At 61.0% G+C, this 15,124-nt stretch carries 15 protein-coding genes and 1 pseudogene; 10 read left to right on the top strand and 6 right to left on the bottom strand.

All coding sequences use genetic code 11. The features are described 5' to 3' along the window. From ACSFB7_RS33990 to ACSFB7_RS33975, 4 genes are all read right to left on the bottom strand, one after another. Nucleotides 1–444: a Zn-ribbon domain-containing OB-fold protein gene (locus ACSFB7_RS33990; protein ID WP_435476740.1), complete on the bottom strand. Its 444-nt coding sequence runs from the start codon at nucleotides 442–444 to the stop codon at nucleotides 1–3. Beyond that, complete coding sequence (locus tag ACSFB7_RS33985; RefSeq protein ID WP_435476739.1) at nucleotides 441–1,598, bottom strand: thiolase family protein; 1,158 nt, start codon at nucleotides 1,596–1,598, stop codon at nucleotides 441–443. Before ACSFB7_RS33985 ends, ACSFB7_RS33990 begins: the two co-directional genes overlap by 4 nt. Beyond that, nucleotides 1,595–3,565 carry an acetoacetate--CoA ligase gene (locus ACSFB7_RS33980; RefSeq protein WP_435476738.1) on the bottom strand — a complete coding sequence of 657 codons (1,971 nt, stop codon included), beginning with the start codon at nucleotides 3,563–3,565 and terminating at the stop codon, nucleotides 1,595–1,597. Before ACSFB7_RS33980 ends, ACSFB7_RS33985 begins: the two co-directional genes overlap by 4 nt. A 187-nt stretch (nucleotides 3,566–3,752) precedes the next feature. Beyond that, nucleotides 3,753–4,337: a TetR/AcrR family transcriptional regulator gene (locus tag ACSFB7_RS33975; RefSeq protein ID WP_435476737.1), complete on the bottom strand. Its 585-nt coding sequence runs from the start codon at nucleotides 4,335–4,337 to the stop codon at nucleotides 3,753–3,755. 173 nt (nucleotides 4,338–4,510) lie between these two features. Here ACSFB7_RS33975 and soxC point away from each other — a divergent pair, with 173 nt between their 5' ends. The 3 genes from soxC (at nucleotide 4,511) to azu (ending at nucleotide 6,898) form a co-directional block, all read left to right on the top strand. Continuing rightward, nucleotides 4,511–5,803, top strand: a complete 1,293-nt coding sequence (gene soxC, locus ACSFB7_RS33970) for a sulfite dehydrogenase (RefSeq protein WP_435476736.1) — start codon at nucleotides 4,511–4,513, stop codon at nucleotides 5,801–5,803. Further along, entirely contained in the window at nucleotides 5,790–6,377 is a 588-nt protein-coding gene (locus ACSFB7_RS33965) for a c-type cytochrome (RefSeq protein ID WP_435476735.1), read from the top strand. The genes soxC and ACSFB7_RS33965 overlap by 14 nt, the downstream gene beginning before the upstream one ends. Nucleotides 6,378–6,454: 77 nt before the next feature. After that, a complete protein-coding gene (gene azu / locus ACSFB7_RS33960) occupies nucleotides 6,455–6,898 on the top strand; it encodes an azurin (RefSeq protein ID WP_435476734.1) in 444 nt (147 codons plus the stop codon). Between the two features lie 120 nt (nucleotides 6,899–7,018). Here the strand turns inward: azu and ACSFB7_RS33955 are convergent. Beyond that, nucleotides 7,019–7,679, bottom strand: a pseudogene (locus ACSFB7_RS33955) (aldehyde dehydrogenase family protein); the annotation flags it as partial. A gap of 554 nt (nucleotides 7,680–8,233) precedes the next feature. Here ACSFB7_RS33955 and ACSFB7_RS33950 point away from each other — a divergent pair. The 4 genes from ACSFB7_RS33950 to ACSFB7_RS33935 all read left to right on the top strand — a co-directional run bounded on the left by ACSFB7_RS33950 (nucleotide 8,234) and on the right by ACSFB7_RS33935 (nucleotide 11,064). Next, nucleotides 8,234–8,695, top strand: a complete 462-nt coding sequence (locus ACSFB7_RS33950) for an OsmC family protein (protein WP_435476733.1) — start codon at nucleotides 8,234–8,236, stop codon at nucleotides 8,693–8,695. A gap of 32 nt (nucleotides 8,696–8,727) precedes the next feature. Further along, the gene (locus ACSFB7_RS33945) at nucleotides 8,728–9,516 is read left to right on the top strand and encodes an enoyl-CoA hydratase (protein WP_435476732.1); all 789 of its coding nucleotides are present in this window, start codon (nucleotides 8,728–8,730) and stop codon (nucleotides 9,514–9,516) included. Nucleotides 9,517–9,578: 62 nt separating this feature from the next. Next, complete coding sequence (locus ACSFB7_RS33940; RefSeq protein WP_435476731.1) at nucleotides 9,579–9,893, top strand: HpcH/HpaI aldolase/citrate lyase family protein; 315 nt, start codon at nucleotides 9,579–9,581, stop codon at nucleotides 9,891–9,893. Between the two features lie 10 nt (nucleotides 9,894–9,903). Further along, nucleotides 9,904–11,064 carry a LysR family transcriptional regulator gene (locus ACSFB7_RS33935; protein WP_435476730.1) on the top strand — a complete coding sequence of 387 codons (1,161 nt, stop codon included), beginning with the start codon at nucleotides 9,904–9,906 and terminating at the stop codon, nucleotides 11,062–11,064. Nucleotides 11,065–11,066: 2 nt separating this feature from the next. On the opposite strand, the gene ACSFB7_RS33930 is transcribed toward ACSFB7_RS33935, so the two are convergent. Further along, entirely contained in the window at nucleotides 11,067–11,528 is a 462-nt protein-coding gene (locus tag ACSFB7_RS33930) for an Lrp/AsnC family transcriptional regulator (RefSeq protein ID WP_435476729.1), read from the bottom strand. A 335-nt stretch (nucleotides 11,529–11,863) separates the two neighbouring features. Here ACSFB7_RS33930 and ACSFB7_RS33925 point away from each other — a divergent pair, with 335 nt between their 5' ends. The 3 genes from ACSFB7_RS33925 to ACSFB7_RS33915 form a co-directional block, all read left to right on the top strand. Next, complete coding sequence (locus ACSFB7_RS33925; protein WP_435476728.1) at nucleotides 11,864–13,252, top strand: branched-chain amino acid transporter BcaP; 1,389 nt, start codon at nucleotides 11,864–11,866, stop codon at nucleotides 13,250–13,252. A gap of 39 nt (nucleotides 13,253–13,291) precedes the next feature. After that, the gene (locus ACSFB7_RS33920) at nucleotides 13,292–14,590 is read left to right on the top strand and encodes a MalY/PatB family protein (RefSeq protein ID WP_435476727.1); all 1,299 of its coding nucleotides are present in this window, start codon (nucleotides 13,292–13,294) and stop codon (nucleotides 14,588–14,590) included. A gap of 57 nt (nucleotides 14,591–14,647) precedes the next feature. Beyond that, a partial coding sequence (locus ACSFB7_RS33915; protein ID WP_435476726.1) for a transposase occupies nucleotides 14,648–15,124 on the top strand: 477 nt, incomplete at its 3' end.

Genomic DNA, 15,124 nt, shown 5'->3' with positions numbered 1-15,124 from the left:
TCACGCCTCCTCGTCCGACAGGACGAACATAGGAAGCGTGAATTTGCCCACTCGAACAAGTTGGACTTTCAACGGCATACCGATGCGCAGGCTGGCTTGGTCCTCGCTGGTGACCAACAAAGTGCTCAGCATGGTGGGCCCTTCCGCCAACTCGACCAACGCAACCGGATAGGGCGCAACCGATTGCCATGCCGCATGGCCGGGACGATGGACGAAAGAGAAGCTTTTCAGACGTCCGCGGCCTTGCGCAGGCTGCCAGTGCAAGCTGCTGCCCCAGCAATGGGGACAGTGGTTGCGGGGGTAGAACACCCATCGGTGGCAGTCGTCGCAGCGTTGAAGCTCGAATCGGCCCTGGGCTGTTGCGTCCCAGAATGGCGCGCTGATGGCGCTGGGGATCGGTCCCGGGATGGTGAGCGCCTGCATTCTTTCAATGATCTCGTTCATGCATCGGCTCCTAGAACCAGGGCGACTGCCTCGCTGACGGTTGCGCCGTTGCCGGTCACCAAGGCAAGGTCGGCGTTGCGAATCTGCCGGTTACCGGCGCTGTGGCGCAGCTGCCTCACAGCTTCGACCACGTGCGTCATCCCGCCAGCCAGGTCTGGCTGCCCGAAACCCAGCTGGCCACCGTGTGTGTTCAGCGGCTTGTCGCCGTCGAAGCCAAGCCGGTGGGACTCGATCCAGTGCCCGAACTGGCCAGGCTTGCAGAGGCCCGCATCTTCGATGGTCAGCGCGACCATGATGGTGTAGCAATCGTAGAGGGACAAGAGGCTCATCTGCCGCACGGATACTCCTGCCTGTGCCATGGCCTGTGACATGGACGGCTTAAGTGGGCCGCTGGTGAGGGTCGGAGCTTGGCTGATGGCACGGTGCGTAAGCTTTTCACCTGCGCCCAGCAGATGGACGGGCCGTTGGTTCAGAGACCTGGCCCGTTCTGCACTCACGACCACGACAGCTTCGCCGCCCGCAACGGGCATGACGATTTCATAGAGATGCAACGGACTCGCGACGATGGGTGACAAAAGGACATCGGACACGGTTGCCGGCTGTCCGTAAAAGATCGCGTCAGGGTTGTACTGCGCGTTGTGGCGAGCCCATGCTGCGATCGCAGCAAAATGCTCAGGCTTCGTGCCGTATTCCGCCATGTGCCGCTGCATGGGCAAAGCGTAGGATATGTTTGCGCCTGAGGCACCGAACGGTACGTCGAACTCGCGGATTGGGTTGCGATTCGGCGATCGTGAGGCTTCTTCCTCACGCGTGTTGGCCAGAACGCAGACAACTGCCTCACACATTCCGGCGGCAATTGCGGCGGCGGCGCGCCAGATCATGCCGGGGCCGGAAGCCCCGCCAAGGTCAACGACGTTGGACATGCGCGGCTGGATGCCCAGGTACTCGCATACAGTCGCTGGCACATGCTGCGGTGTTTCTCCCACCTGCGGCCCCACCAGCAGCCCGTCGATCGCTTCCTTCTCCAGGCCCGCATCGGCAACCGCAAGCCTTACGACCTGGGCGATCATGTCCAATGTGGTGGCGCCCTGCGTTTTTCGCTGCGGTTTCAGCTCACCGATGCCAACGATGGCCCCCATCGATCGCCGGTTCATGACGACTCCCTCTCCATCAGCGCCGCATACTCGGCGAGCGATTCCGGATTGAGTAGTGAGCCCTTGTTTTTCACGGGGAGGCCAGCGAGAGTCGATCGGGCGGCGCCTTCGACGCGCTTGCCGTTGAGCGTGTACGGAACGGACTGCACCTGGAACACTCGGCGCGGTACATGCCGTGGAGATGCCTTGTCGCGAATATCTTTTCGCAGTCGATCAACCAGCTCGCTGTTGAAAAGGTTTTCGCCCTTCATGACCACACACAATACGATCTCTTCGTCGCCATCAATTGGGCGTCCGAACACGATCGCATCCTCGACGTCGGGATGTGTTTCCACGACGCGATAGATCTCGGCTGTTCCGATGCGAACGCCACCCGGCTTGAGCGTCGTATCGGTCCGGCCGTAGATGACGACCGAGCCGCGCGGCGTCTGTTCCGCCAAGTCGCCATGGGTCCAGATGCCGGCCCGCGCTTCGAAGTACGCGGCGTGATAGCGCGCGTCGCCGTCTTCGCCCCAGAACGTCAGCGGCGAGCTTGGGAACGGCTCCGTGCAAACGAGGTCGCCCTTGCGCCCCACGATCGAGGCGCCCCGCTCATCCAGCACGTCCACGGCATAGCCCAGCGCCTTGCAGGTGATCTCGCCACGCCACACCGGGTGGATGGGTGAGCCCAGAACGAAGCAGCCGATGATCTCGGTGCCGCCCGAGATGGAGGCGAAGATCATGTCGCTCTTGACCTTCTCGTACAGCCAATCGTATTGCTCTGGCTGGACGGGAGCGCCAGCGGAAAGCACGCTGCGAAGGCAGCTCAGGTCATGCAGGCGCCCGGGCTCATAGTTGGCCTCCTGCAGTGCCGCCAGGTACCGCGGGCTGGTTCCGAAGTGGGTCACGCGCGCTTGCTGCGCCATGCGCCAAAGCACGCCCATGTCATTTCCGTCTGCGCGCTTGGCGACCGGGGCCCCGTCGTAGAGCACGACTGCAGCATGGCTGGCCAAGCCAGTGATGAGCCAGTGGTACATCATCCACGCTGTGTTGGTGTACCAGCTCATGACGTCGCCAGGGCGGACGTCGCAATGCAGCATGTGTTCCTTGCGATGCTGCAGCAGCACGCCGCCCGCAGTGTGAACGATGCCCTTGGGCAAGCCGGTGGTGCCGGACGTGAACATCACATAGAGCGGCTGCTCGAACGGGAACCGTTCAAACGCCAAGGGCTCCGCGTCGAAAGCCGTCGTGCTCTCCCAGTCGGTAAGTCGCACCCCTTCATGTTCCCTGATCGAGGGCCTCTCGCCGATGTAGACGAGGGTCTGCAGGCCGTGCAACCCGCTGAGGATCGTGTCGAGGTTGCTCGACAGATCGTAGGTCTTTTCGTTGTAGCTGTAGCTGCTGGCCGTCAGGAGCACCTTGGGATGCACCTGGCCGATCCGATCGACGATCCCCGGCGCCCCGAAGTCGGGCGAGCACGACGCCCAGACCGCGCCCAGCGAGGCCGTCGCGAGCAGTGCGACGAGAGCCTGCAGGTTGTTCGGCAGGATGCCGCCGACCGCATCGCCGGGCTTCACACCCAACGCCACCAGCCCTTGCTGAAGGCGGGATACCTCCGCCCGCAGCTCGCCCATCGATACGTTGCGCGCCTCACCGGACTCGCCCACTTCAACGACCGCGAGCCGGGCGTCGGGCCCGCACAGCAGGTTCTCGGCAAAGTTCAGCTTCGCACCCGGGAACCAGCGCGCACCAAACATCTCGCCTTCTGATCGCCTGACCAGAGCTACCTCGCCGCGCTCGCCGATGATGCCCGCGAAATCCCACACCGCTTTCCAGAACCCCTCCAGATCGCTGATGGACCAGCGATGGAGTTCATCGTACTTGGCAGGATCGAACCCGTTTCGTCGCGCAAACTGGGCAAGATTGCTGTTCAGCAATGCCTCGGAATTGGGTTGCCACAGCGGGGTGGCCTTTGGCGCCTGATTCATCATCATCTCCTTGTATGTACCGACCAATCAGTACAGAACGTACTAAAAAAGAGTGGGCGCTTTTTCAGGGAGGTCCCGCGCATCCAAAATGCTGGACACACCCAAAAACTGTACCGATCGGTCGGTATTCTGACCTGCGATCCACCGATTGCAAGGCGTTTTCTTTGAGTGTTTTCCCTAGTGGCCGCTACAGCGTCAGCATCCGAAGTGCCAGCTCGTTGAGCCGCTGGGCGATCGCTTCAGGGCCCAGCGGACGTTCGGGGTTCATCCAGAGGTAGCTGTAGAAGTACATGCCCAGCACGCCCTTGAGCACGATCGGATCGTACGGCCGGAAGCACCGTGCGTCCGCACCATCGACCATCGTGTCCCGCCACACGCGCTCGTACTTCGCGTGCAACTCGAGCACCTCGCCGCGGCGAGGCTCGGTGAGCGACTGAATTTCTCTAAAACACACCGTCAGCTCCGCTTGATGCGAAGCGATCTTGTAAACGAGATGGGTGCCCAGTCGAAGCACCCTCCGCCGCGCATCGGGCTCGTCGCTTTGCGATTGGAGCGCTGACTGGACCAGATCGCTGATGTACTCCCGCGAGATTTCGTAGAGCAGATCTTCCTTGCTGCGAATGTGATGGTAGAGCGCCCCCCGGCCAAGCTGCACGGCCTCCTGAAGATCGCTCATGCCGATCGCGTTGTAGCCGCGCTTGGCGAACATTTGCGCCGCGATCTTGAAAATTCGCTCGCGTTGGGGAAGCTCCGGGTAATCAATGATGTTCATGCTGCTCGACTCTCTAGTTTACGGATGATAGACTTTTGTACCGACCGGTCAACCTGGTCATCCCGCGCGGATAACACTGTACAGGGGCGCCCCGCCGGTATTTTGGAAGCTACTGTCAACAACTCGCTTGTACCGATCAATCGGTCCATTTGACGTCACGCCAAGGAGACGAAATGTCCAATCTGGTAGAAGCCAGCACCTCGCCGAGCAGATCTCGGCGCCAATTCTTGACCAAAGGGGGAAGCGCAGTCGCAGCGGCTGTCGTGGCCCGGGCCGCCGCCGCTCAGCCTGCTGCATCGCTTCCAATTGCGCCGGCCGCAGGGAACAACCTGCCGCCCCACGTGCCGGAGTGGAGCCGCGCCTTGGGGGAGCCGACGGCGGCGCCCTATGGCAAACCCTCCAAGTTTGAAGTGGCTGCGGTCCGCAACATGTACCCGGGCCTTGTCGAGCCCATGTCCGCGTACAGCACGACGCCATTGCAGGAACTCGACGGCATCATCACTCCGAACGGTTTGCACTACGAGCGCCACCACGCGGGCGTGCCGCAGATTGAACCATCGCAGCACCGCCTCATGGTGCATGGCATGACCAAGAAAGACATGCTCTTCACAATGGAAGAGCTGCGTGAGTTCCCCAGCGCCTCCAAGATCTACTTTCTGGAGTGCTCGGGAAATCCGTCGTTCCTGCCCCCGTACGGCAAGACGGCGGCGGAAGTGTCAGGCCTGGTCAGTTGCGCACAATGGACCGGAGTGCCATTGCGCGCCGTCCTGGAGCACGTTGGCGTGAAGCCTGGCGCGAAATGGATCGTGGCCGAAGGCGCCGACGGCGCGGCCATGACGCGCAGCATTCCCCTTGAGAAGTGCCTCGACGACGTCCTGCTTGCCTACAGTCAGAACGGTGAGCGCCTGCGGCCCGAGCAAGGCTACCCGCTGCGGCTTTTCGTTCCCGGCTTTGAAGGAAACATGAGCATCAAGTGGCTGCGCCGGTTGCACGTTGCGGACCAGCCGGCCCACACGCGCGAGGAAACCGCCAAATACACGGACCTGATGGAAGACGGCCGCTCGCGGCAGTTTTCCTTCGTCATGGAATGCAAGTCGATCATTACCTCGCCGTCGGGTACTCACAAGCTCAGCCGCAAGGGCGTGCATGAAATGCGTGGCATTGCGTGGAGCGGCCACGGCCGGATCAAGCACGTCGACGTGTCGATCGACGGCGGCCGCAATTGGAAGGAGGCTTCGCTGGACGCGCCGGTGCTGAACAAGGCGCTCACGTCATTCAGGGCGCCCTTCGAGTGGCACGGAAAGGAGCTGATGCTCATGAGCCGGGCGGTCGACGAAACCGGCTATGTCCAGCCCACGCTGGCGCAGTTAATCGCCACCCGCGGCAAGGTTTCGTTCTATCACAACAACTCGATTCAGCCGTGGAAAGTGGCATCGACTGGGGAGGTGACCAATGGCCGCGCATAAGTTGCTCCCCAGGGCGGCTGCAACGCTGCTGCTCCTTGCCGCCTGCGCCGCGGCAAGCGCTGCAGACTCGACGTCCTTGGGCCGGGTGGCGACCCACGAAGAGGTCGCGGGCTGGAACATCGATGTCTTCGTCAACGGCGCCGGCCTCCCGGCCGGCTCCGGCACCGTCAAGGCGGGCGAGCAGGTCTACCGGAACGCCTGTCTGGGATGTCACGGCGCCAAGTTGGAGGGCGGCCTCGGGCCGGCGCTGACCGGAGGCGCCGGGACGCTTCGCTCAGCCAAGCCCTTGAAGACCGTCGCAAGCTACTGGCCTTACGCCACGACGCTATTCGACTACATCCGCCGTGCCATGCCCTTTCAGGCGCCGCAGTCCTTGACCAACGATGAGGTCTACAGCGTCACCGCCTACATCCTGAACTTCAACGCCATCGTCCCCAGCGACGCCACGATGGATCGCGATTCTTTGCCCAAGGTGAAGATGCCCAATCGAAACAGCTTCTATGTTGACGACAGGCCAGACGCGAAAAACCTCAGGTGCATGAAAAACTGCAAGACGGCCTCTGCCGCCAACTGAGACCTTGCTCGGCGACACCTTCGGTGCCGGTCTTTCAACGTCGTATTCATTCTCACCGCAACCAAAGGAAACTACCAATGAGAAAACTGTTCGCCCTCGCTCTGATGCTCGCTGCCGCGTCCACGCATGCCGCGACCTGCGAGACGACCGTGTCGAGCAACGACCAGATGCAGTTCGACACCAAGAGCATCTCCGTGCCGAAGTCGTGCAAGACCTTCAAGGTGACGCTCAAGCACTCGGGAAAGCTTGCCAAGACCGTGATGGGGCACAACCTAGTGATTGTTTCAGCCGCGGCGATTCAAGGCGTGGCAACCGATGGCATGGCGGCTGGCGCAGCAAACGGCTACATAAAACCCAATGATGAACGCGTCGTCGCAGCCACCGCGCTGATCGGCGGCGGCGAGACCACTTCAACCGAGTTTGACGTCTCCAAGCTCAAGGCCGGCGTCGACTACGGCTTCATCTGCTCGTTCCCCGGTCATTCGAGCCTCATGAAGGGTGCCGTGGTGCTCGTGAACTGATCGTTCGGGCTCACCAACGCCTTTTCCAATGCGTAGGGTGGCGGCCCTGCAAGCCGCCCCCCCCCACGCAACGGTCGCCATTGCGCGGCTCAGCTTGAACCCCGTGGCAGGCCTCCGCAACTAGGCGTTGATGTCGCCGATGCAGAGGTATTTCAACTCAAGATAGTCGTCCATGCCGTGATGCGAGCCCTCTCGACCAAGCCGGACTGTTTGACGCCGCCAAATGGCACGTGCTTGGTGGCAATCACGCCCGCATTGATGCCCACCACGCCGCACTCCAGCGCCTCCGAAACGCGGAAGATGCGGCCCACATCCCGGCTGTAGAAGTAGCTCGCCAAGCAGAATTCGGTGGCGTTGGCCAAGTCGATGGCCTCCTCTTCGGTTGTGAACCGGAAGACAGGCGCGAAAGGACCGAAGGTTTCCTCGCGCGCACAGAGCATCTCGGAAGTCGCGTCGGCGACGACGCGGGCACCTTCCTCGATTGCGTCCGCTAGGTGCTTGTGCACCTTGCGGACCGCCGCAGGCTCAATCAGCGGCCCCTGCGTGACACCGTCCTCAAAACCGTTGCCGACTTTCAGGGCCCGCACCTTTGCCGCGAACTTCTCGACGAACGCGTCGTAGACCCGTCCTGAACGTAGAGCCGGTTGGCGCAAACGCAGGTCTGTCCCGCGTTGCGGTACTTGCTCGCCATGGCGCCCTCCACGGCCGAGTCGATGTTGGCATCGTCGAACACGATGAACGGGGCGTTCCCGCCGAGCTCGAGGCTCATCTTCCTGACCGTGCGTCGTAGCGGACCTTCGGGTTGACGTGGGGAATGACGACATGGTTCGATGCGACCACCGCCAGCGTGTGCCCATCGCCGGGCGAGCGCAGGAGCGTTCCGTGCCAATGATGCCGCCGGCGCCTGGCACGTGCTCCACATAGAACGACTGGCCCAGCTCGGTGCTGAGGAAGGTCGCCCCACGGCGGGCCAGGATGTCGACGGACGAGCCGGCAGAGTTCGGCGTGATGACCCGGACTGCTCGCTTGGGATAGTCCGCCGCGAACGCAGGCAGTGCGGCAGGCAGGAACATGCCGGCGGTGCGCAGTTGCCGGCGGACTTTGAGCACTTCTACGAGGTGCACCCGCCTCGGGAGTTCGGGCGGGGCGGGCCACAAACAACTCACTAAGCCCTTGACCGGGCACAAAGCGGTGCCGGGGATACAAGGGCAACTTCAGTGACTCGTTGATTACTCCTGCTAAGCCTAGCGCTTACTAATCATCGTTTTACGGCGCTTGTTCTGGTGTCTACGATTCGCTCATCCAAATCGCCGTTCTCACCTATTCGGAGGTTCCATGTCCCAGCACCAGGCCGCGATTCAGTGGCAGCGTTCCCCTCATGCCACCGACAGCAAAACATACTCTCGCAACCACGTGGCGTCCTTGAGCGGTCAACAGTCTGTCAATGTTTCGGCATCCGTCGAATACAAGGGCGACCCGATGTGCACAGACCCCGAGCAGATGCTGGTCAGCGCCGTTGCGAGCTGCCACATGCTCTTCTTTCTGGCTATCGCTGAATTCCAGGGCTATCGTGTGGAGCAGTACGAAGACAACGCCGTGGGGTATCTGGAGAAGGCCGAAGGTGTGGGAATGTCGATCACCCGTGTCGAGCTGTCGCCCAGGGTCACTTTTGGGGGAGACAAAGTGCCCGACAATGCGGCACTCAATCGCATCCACGCCGATGCACACAAGAACTGTTTTATTGCCAACTCCCTCAAGGCCCGAGTGACGGTAGCGACTGAGGCGACTACAGCCTGACTTGGCATGCATCATCACGATTGGAGACATTCATGAACGCAGATCGCCCACTTGCGCCTCTGCTCAGGGAAGACAAGGATGGGGTCGCGACCCTGCATCTGAACCGCCCCCTGCAGTTCAATGCCCTGTCCGAAGATCTGCTCGATGCATTGCAGCGTGAACTCGACGCCATAGGCTCAGATCAGCACGTTCGCTGTGTTGTGCTAACAGGCGCCGGCAGAGCGTTTTGTGCCGGGCACGACCTGCGCGAGATGCGAGGACAGCCCCGCCTTGCCTACTACCAGGCGTTGTTCTCCCGCTGCAGTCGGGTCATGCAAGGAATCCAGGCGCTGCCAGTGCCCGTGATCGCGCGCGTCCACGGCGTGGCCACGGCCGCGGGCTGCCAGCTGGTGGCCAGTTGCGATCTCGCAATTGCCGCGGAGACAGCGCGCTTCGCCGTCTCGGGCATCAACGTAGGATTGTTCTGCTCGACGCCGGCCGTCGCGCTGTCACGCAACGTCTCGCCCAAGCGCGCCTTCGACATGCTAATGACTGCGCGCTTCATCGACGCGGCCACGGCGGCAGACTGGGGCCTCGTCAACGAGGCAGTGTCTGACGGCGAGCTGGATGCCGCCGTGGCGCGCAAGACAGCCGAAATTCTTGCCAAGAGCCCTACGGCCGTGCGCTATGGCAAGGCGATGTTTTACCGGCAAAGGCAGATGGCCCTTGCCGAGGCCTACGCCTACGCAGGCGATGTCATGGCACGCAACATGATGGAAGAAGATGCTTGCGAAGGCATCGATGCGTTTCTCGAAAAGCGTCAGCCTCACTGTCGCTCCTGACGGCTCTCGATGCGATCCCATTGATGAGGTGCCGCGTTGAACCGCACCCGTCGGAGATAAACATGACCCCCACCAACCCATATCAACAAGGCCTCGGCCGGACACCGAAGATCCGCGAAGGCATGCTGCGCGAGGCTGCGCTATCTGCTGAGTTGGGTTTCACCGGCAAGGGGGCTATCCACCCCAAACAAATCCCCGACATTAATACCACGTTCACGCCCGATGCAGGCAGCGTGGAGCACGCCCGGCAGGTCATCGAGGCTTTCGCTCAATGCGATGGTGGCTTACTGGTTTACAAGGGAAAATTGATCGAGAAACCGGTGTTGCGCAGCTTCGCCCGGATGCTGGCGGTCCACGACGTGGCCCACGCCAAGTAAGCTACGCTCCATGCGCAAGCCTGCCCCGCCGACTCAACACAAACTCCAACGCGACGCCATTGCGCAGGAGCAAGGCGTGGCCGCAGCGGAAGGCAACGCAATTCAAGCTTGCCTGCCGCAGGATGATGGCCGGGCATGGCCCTTGCCAACCAGCGCCAAGCGCCTGCCACCGCTCATCGCGCTGTCGTACTTCGAGGCTGCGGCCAGGACGCAGAGCTTCGCCGCAGCCGCCAAGGAGCTGCACGTCACGCCCGCTGCAATCAGCCATCAAATCAAGGCACTGGAAGAACATCTCGGCGTCGAGCTGTTCGTCCGCCACCATCGCAAGGTCAGTCTGACGCCGGCAGCCAAGGCGGCGTTACCTACATTGCAAGATGGCTTCGCAGCACTGGCGGACGGCGTGGAGCAGATCCGGGCCCAGAGCGAGGCACGTTGGGTCATCACCGTTTGCGCCGAACCCTTGTTCGCCACCAAGTGGTTGGTGCCTCGGCTGCACCGCTTTTATGCGCACTGTCCGGAAGCGGAAGTGCGCCTGCAGGCAAGCCTCAGTTCTGTTGATTCGGCACGGGGCGGGCCGACTGGCCCCACCACATTTCGTCGCGCAGGGATCGATTTGGCTGTCCGTTTTGGCTACGGAGAGTATGCGGAACTGGATTCGCGCCGCTTATTGACGGTTTCGTTGCTTCCCGTTTGCTCGCCCTCATCGGACAAGGCGCTGCCTTCCGCCTCACCCGTGGCGCTGCTCAAACAGCGACTTCTGAGCGACAGCACAGCCTACCGCTCACCGGAGCGCTTCGGGTGGCCGCAATGGTTTCAGCATGCGGGTATTTCGGTGCCAGGCTCGCTGCGCGAGCAGCGCTTCGGGAATGGACTCCTCGCATTGGAAGCCGCAGTTACGGGCCAGGGCCTGCTACTTGCCAGTCCTCCACTGGTACAAGCAGAGTTGCAGTCAGGAAAGCTAGTCATCGCCGCCAACGTGGAAATGCCCTGTCCCTTCGCCTACTTTGTGGTCTGTCAGCCTTCCGCGTTGGAGCGTCCCATCGTGCAGAAATTCAGGGAGTGGCTATTCGCAGAAGCAGAGTTGTCAGACAGGACCGTCGCTTCGGCAGAAACAACCCGTCAGAAGAAGGTCCATGCACATGTGCGTACTTCAAAGCGAACGCTCCCTTGATGTCACAGCGGTAGGCTCGTTGACCGCTTGATCTCCTTGAGCGAAAAGCCGGTATACATCTCCTTGATGTTGCCTAGCTTGCGAAGGATCTTGTTCAGGGCCAGCTCATGGAAGTTCTCCATGTCGGTCGCGACTACCTGCAGCAGATAGTCATACTTGCCAGAGACGTTGTGACAGGCAATGACATTCGGCAACGCCGTCACGTCGCTCTCGAAACGATTCATGGCCTTCTCAGAATGGTCGTCGAGCAGGATGCTGACGAACGCGAACAGTCCCAGCCCCAGTTCCCGAGGTTCCAGCGAGGCGTGGTAACCCCGGATCACCTTCTCCTCCAGGCGCTTGAGTCGCTTCCAACATGCCGGAGGTGACAGCGCGACGCGCGACGCGATCTCCGTGTTGGCTAGTCGACCGTCGGCCTGCAGAAGCTGCAGGATGGCGCGATCTGTTTTGTCCAACTCAACCATTTCAACTCCTCCATAGGTAGGCCTAAGCAGGCCAAGCTGAGTGAGGGGCTGCCTCCAGAATGGGGGCTCACCAACCCTTCGCGGCCGGCTCGCGCAGGCCTCCATCTCCTCACCTGGTGCATGCGAGGCTTCCGGATATTCAGTTTGTCTAATTTTATTATCCATTTCAATGCAATCTGGGAAATATTAGAAATCAAATTTCCCGCAAGAGTCCCCAGAATCTCCCGTTGAGAGCCCATCGGCAGTTCCTCTACCGATGGTTTCAATCGGCCTGGCCCAGCATTTCAACCACTTGCGCGTCCGGCAAGAAAAAAGAGATTCAACTGGAGACATACGTGAGCCTGTTTCGAACCAAGAGCCTCGACGACCTGGTCGCGAGCGCCCAATCCATCCATGGCCTGAAGAAAGTCCTCGGACCCCTCGATCTCATACTGATCGGCATCGGTGCCATCGTAGGCACCGGCATCTTCGTGCTCACGGGAACAGGGGCGCTCACAGCCGGACCCGCGCTGACCATTTCCTTCATCATCGCGGCCATGGCGTGCGCCTTCGCCGCGCTGTGCTATGCCGAATTCGCCTCGTCGTTCCCCGTGGCCGGGTCGATCTACACCTACAGCTACGCCACGATGGGCGAGTTGATCGCCTGGATCATCGGCTGGGACTTGATGCTGGAATATGGGCTGGCGAGCTCCGCGGTGTCCGTGGGCTGGTCGGGATACTTCCAGTCTTTGTTGAGCGGCTTCGGCATTGCGCTGCCCAAGGCGCTGTCCGCGGCGCCTGGTGCGATTCCCGGTGTCGAAACCTGGTTCAACCTGCCAGCCTTCCTGATCATGCTGGCGCTGACCGCCATGCTTTCCATCGGAATCAAGGAGTCGGTGAAAGTCAATAACCTGCTGGTGGCCATCAAGGTCGCCGTCGTGCTGCTGTTCATCATCGTGGGCTACAAGCATGTGCAGCCCGCCAACTGGCAGCCTTTCGCTCCCTACGGCACCAACGGGATCTTCAGCGCAGCCGCACTGGTGTTCTTCGCGTTCATCGGCTTCGATGCCGTCTCGTCTGCCGCAGAGGAGGTCAAACGTCCCGACCGCGACCTCCCTATCGGCATCATTGGCTCACTCGCGATCTGCGCCGTGCTGTACGTAGCGGTCTCGCTGATCATGACGGGCATCGTGCCCTACCGTGATTTCCTTGGTGTGGACCACCCGGTGTCGCTGGCCTTGCAGCGCGCCAACGAGAACTGGTTTGCAGGCTTCGTTGATCTGGGCGCCATCCTCGGCATGACCACGGTCATCTTGGTCATGATCTATGGCCAGACCCGCATCCTCTTCGCGATGTCGCGCGACGGCCTACTGCCCCAACGGTTTTCCAAAGTCCACCCCCGCTTCGGAACGCCGTTCTTCGCCACTTGGCTCGTGGGCATCTTCTTCGGCCTGATCGCGGCGATCGTGCCTCTCAACGTGCTGGCCGAGCTGATCAACATCGGGACGCTCGCTGCCTTCAGCTTGATCGCGGTGGCCGTCATCTTGCTGCGCAAGACGCGCCCCGACCTGCCGCGCGCCTTTCGTTGCCCCGCAGTCCCCATCGTGCCGCTGCTGGCGATCGGGTTCTGCATCACGCTGATGACCTTCCTACAGGCCACGACCTGGATGGCTTTCGGCATCTGGCTGCTGCTGGGCCTCGTGGTCTATTTCACGTATGCACGCAAGCGCTCCCTACTGAGCTGACATGTTGTGGCCGGGAAGAATTTCCGACCACGAACACCGATGCAAGAACTAGGTCGACGCAGCGCTCAAGCCATCACATCAGATCTGTTTCAGGAGAAGAAGATTCTTATGACGTTCGATTTTGATCAGCCGATCTCGCGCCAGGGCACCAACGCCCTTGCGGAGGATGGTTTCGAAAACTACTTGTTCGGATCCGAACCCTTGATGCCGCCCCTGCAAGTGCCGGCGAAGGAACTGGTGTCCATGTGGGTGGCTGACATGCAGTTCGCCGCACCCGAGGCCGCCATTGGCGCCATGCGTGAGCGGCTGGCGCACCCTATTTTCGGATATACGATGAACTTCGACGACCAGTTGTACGACGCCTTTAGTGCGTGGTGTGACCGGCGATACGGTTGGCGTTTTGATCGTGAGCAGATGCAGATTTCCCTGGGAGTGATCCCAGCGCTATTCGGCCTTGTCGAATACGTGTGCGCCCCCGGTGACAAGGTGCTCAGCCTTACGCCATCGTACGGCTACTTCAAGCATGCAGTCGTCCAACGGGACAGGGTGTTCGAAACCTCGCCTTTGCGCAAAAAGGACGACGGGGACTACGAGATTGACTTCGAGGACTTCGAGCGCAAGGCTCGAGACCCAGCCGTGAAGCTGTTTTTCCTCTGTCATCCCCATAACCCGACCGGGCGCGTCTGGACCGAGGATGAATTGCGTCGCATGGCCGAACTGTGCCTGTCCAATGGCGTCAAGATCGTGTCTGACGAGATCCACTGCGACCTGACCCGCACCGGGGTTGCGCATGTGCCGCTGGCCAAGCTATTCCCGAGCAGCAAGGACATCATCACCTGTATGGCGGTGAGCAAGACGTTCAACCTGGCCGGGATGATGATCGCCACGGTAATCATCCCCGATCCAGAGCTTCGCGCTACATGGAAGCGAAGGCACTATCCGTTCGTCAATCCGCTAAGCCTCGCTGCGGCGGTCGGTGCTTATACAGACGGTGAAGCCTGGCTTGAAGCGCTCAGGCAGTATCTGGACGACAACTTTGCGTTCATGCATCGATATCTCTCGCTTTGGCTGCCCAAGGCACAGTTCCAGATTCCGCAGGCCACGTATCTGGCATGGGTGGACTTGAGTGCCTATTTCGATGACTCCGTAAATCTGACCAGGTTTTTTCTCGAAAAGGCTGGACTGATCCTCGAAGGAGGAGAGATGTTTGTCGCGAACGGTGCGCAGTGCGTTCGACTGAACCTTGCATGCCCGCAAATGCAGGTTGAAGAGGCTTTGAAGAAGTTGGCCACGGCTATCACCGAAAGTCGAAGCTCAGCCACAAGAGTTCGCAATTGACGGGCGTTGTTGCATAACCCTGCGGGAGTAACCTCCGATCGTGGCTAGGCTAGGCAGATGAGCAAGCCACCGCGGGCGAAGTACCGCACGACGAACTGGAGTGAGTACAACGCGGCGCTCAAGCGCAGGGGATCATTTATGGTTTGGCTCGCTGCCGACCTTCAATGGCAGGCTCTTGCCAGTAGTCGCTCAGGCCGCCCCGCTGTGTTCAGCGATGCTGCGATCCAGTTCTGCCTGACCTTGAAGTTCATGTTCGGGCTGGCCCTGCGCCAGGCTACGGGCCTGGCCGAGAGCCTGCTCAAGTTGGCCCACTTGGACTGGGCCGTGCCCGACTACAGCACCTTGTCGCGGCGTCAGAAGACATTGAGTGTGGCCATTGCCACGCGCCGCAGCAGCGCGGGCTTACACCTACTGATCGTAAGCGGATGGGCGCTCCATCTTGACGGTCCCGATCAGCGGTTGCCCCTGCTGCAGAGTCAGGTGAGCGGTTGCCAGCGATGTGGCAGGAGATCGTCAATTCGGCTGTTCAGGTGC

The sequence above is a fragment of the Variovorax raffinosi genome (assembly GCF_051216615.1).
Classification (GTDB): domain Bacteria; phylum Pseudomonadota; class Gammaproteobacteria; order Burkholderiales; family Burkholderiaceae_C; genus Variovorax.
The sequence above is the reverse complement of the archived record's forward strand: the minus strand, read 5'-3'. Positions and strand labels throughout refer to the sequence as shown.

What these genes read in the sequence shown, in the direction of transcription:
- ACSFB7_RS33990 (WP_435476740.1), bottom strand. Translation starts at nt 444, where the DNA reads ATGAACGAGATCATTGAAAGAATGCAGGCGCTCACCATCCCGGGACCG.
- ACSFB7_RS33985 (WP_435476739.1), bottom strand. Translation starts at nt 1,598, where the DNA reads ATGAACCGGCGATCGATGGGGGCCATCGTTGGCATCGGTGAGCTGAAA.
- ACSFB7_RS33980 (WP_435476738.1), bottom strand. Translation starts at nt 3,565, where the DNA reads ATGAATCAGGCGCCAAAGGCCACCCCGCTGTGGCAACCCAATTCCGAG.
- ACSFB7_RS33975 (WP_435476737.1), bottom strand. Translation starts at nt 4,337, where the DNA reads ATGAACATCATTGATTACCCGGAGCTTCCCCAACGCGAGCGAATTTTC.
- soxC (WP_435476736.1), top strand. Translation starts at nt 4,511, where the DNA reads ATGTCCAATCTGGTAGAAGCCAGCACCTCGCCGAGCAGATCTCGGCGC.
- ACSFB7_RS33965 (WP_435476735.1), top strand. Translation starts at nt 5,790, where the DNA reads ATGGCCGCGCATAAGTTGCTCCCCAGGGCGGCTGCAACGCTGCTGCTC.
- azu (WP_435476734.1), top strand. Translation starts at nt 6,455, where the DNA reads ATGAGAAAACTGTTCGCCCTCGCTCTGATGCTCGCTGCCGCGTCCACG.
- ACSFB7_RS33950 (WP_435476733.1), top strand. Translation starts at nt 8,234, where the DNA reads ATGTCCCAGCACCAGGCCGCGATTCAGTGGCAGCGTTCCCCTCATGCC.
- ACSFB7_RS33945 (WP_435476732.1), top strand. Translation starts at nt 8,728, where the DNA reads ATGAACGCAGATCGCCCACTTGCGCCTCTGCTCAGGGAAGACAAGGAT.
- ACSFB7_RS33940 (WP_435476731.1), top strand. Translation starts at nt 9,579, where the DNA reads ATGACCCCCACCAACCCATATCAACAAGGCCTCGGCCGGACACCGAAG.
- ACSFB7_RS33935 (WP_435476730.1), top strand. Translation starts at nt 9,904, where the DNA reads ATGCGCAAGCCTGCCCCGCCGACTCAACACAAACTCCAACGCGACGCC.
- ACSFB7_RS33930 (WP_435476729.1), bottom strand. Translation starts at nt 11,528, where the DNA reads ATGGTTGAGTTGGACAAAACAGATCGCGCCATCCTGCAGCTTCTGCAG.
- ACSFB7_RS33920 (WP_435476727.1), top strand. Translation starts at nt 13,292, where the DNA reads ATGCAAGAACTAGGTCGACGCAGCGCTCAAGCCATCACATCAGATCTG.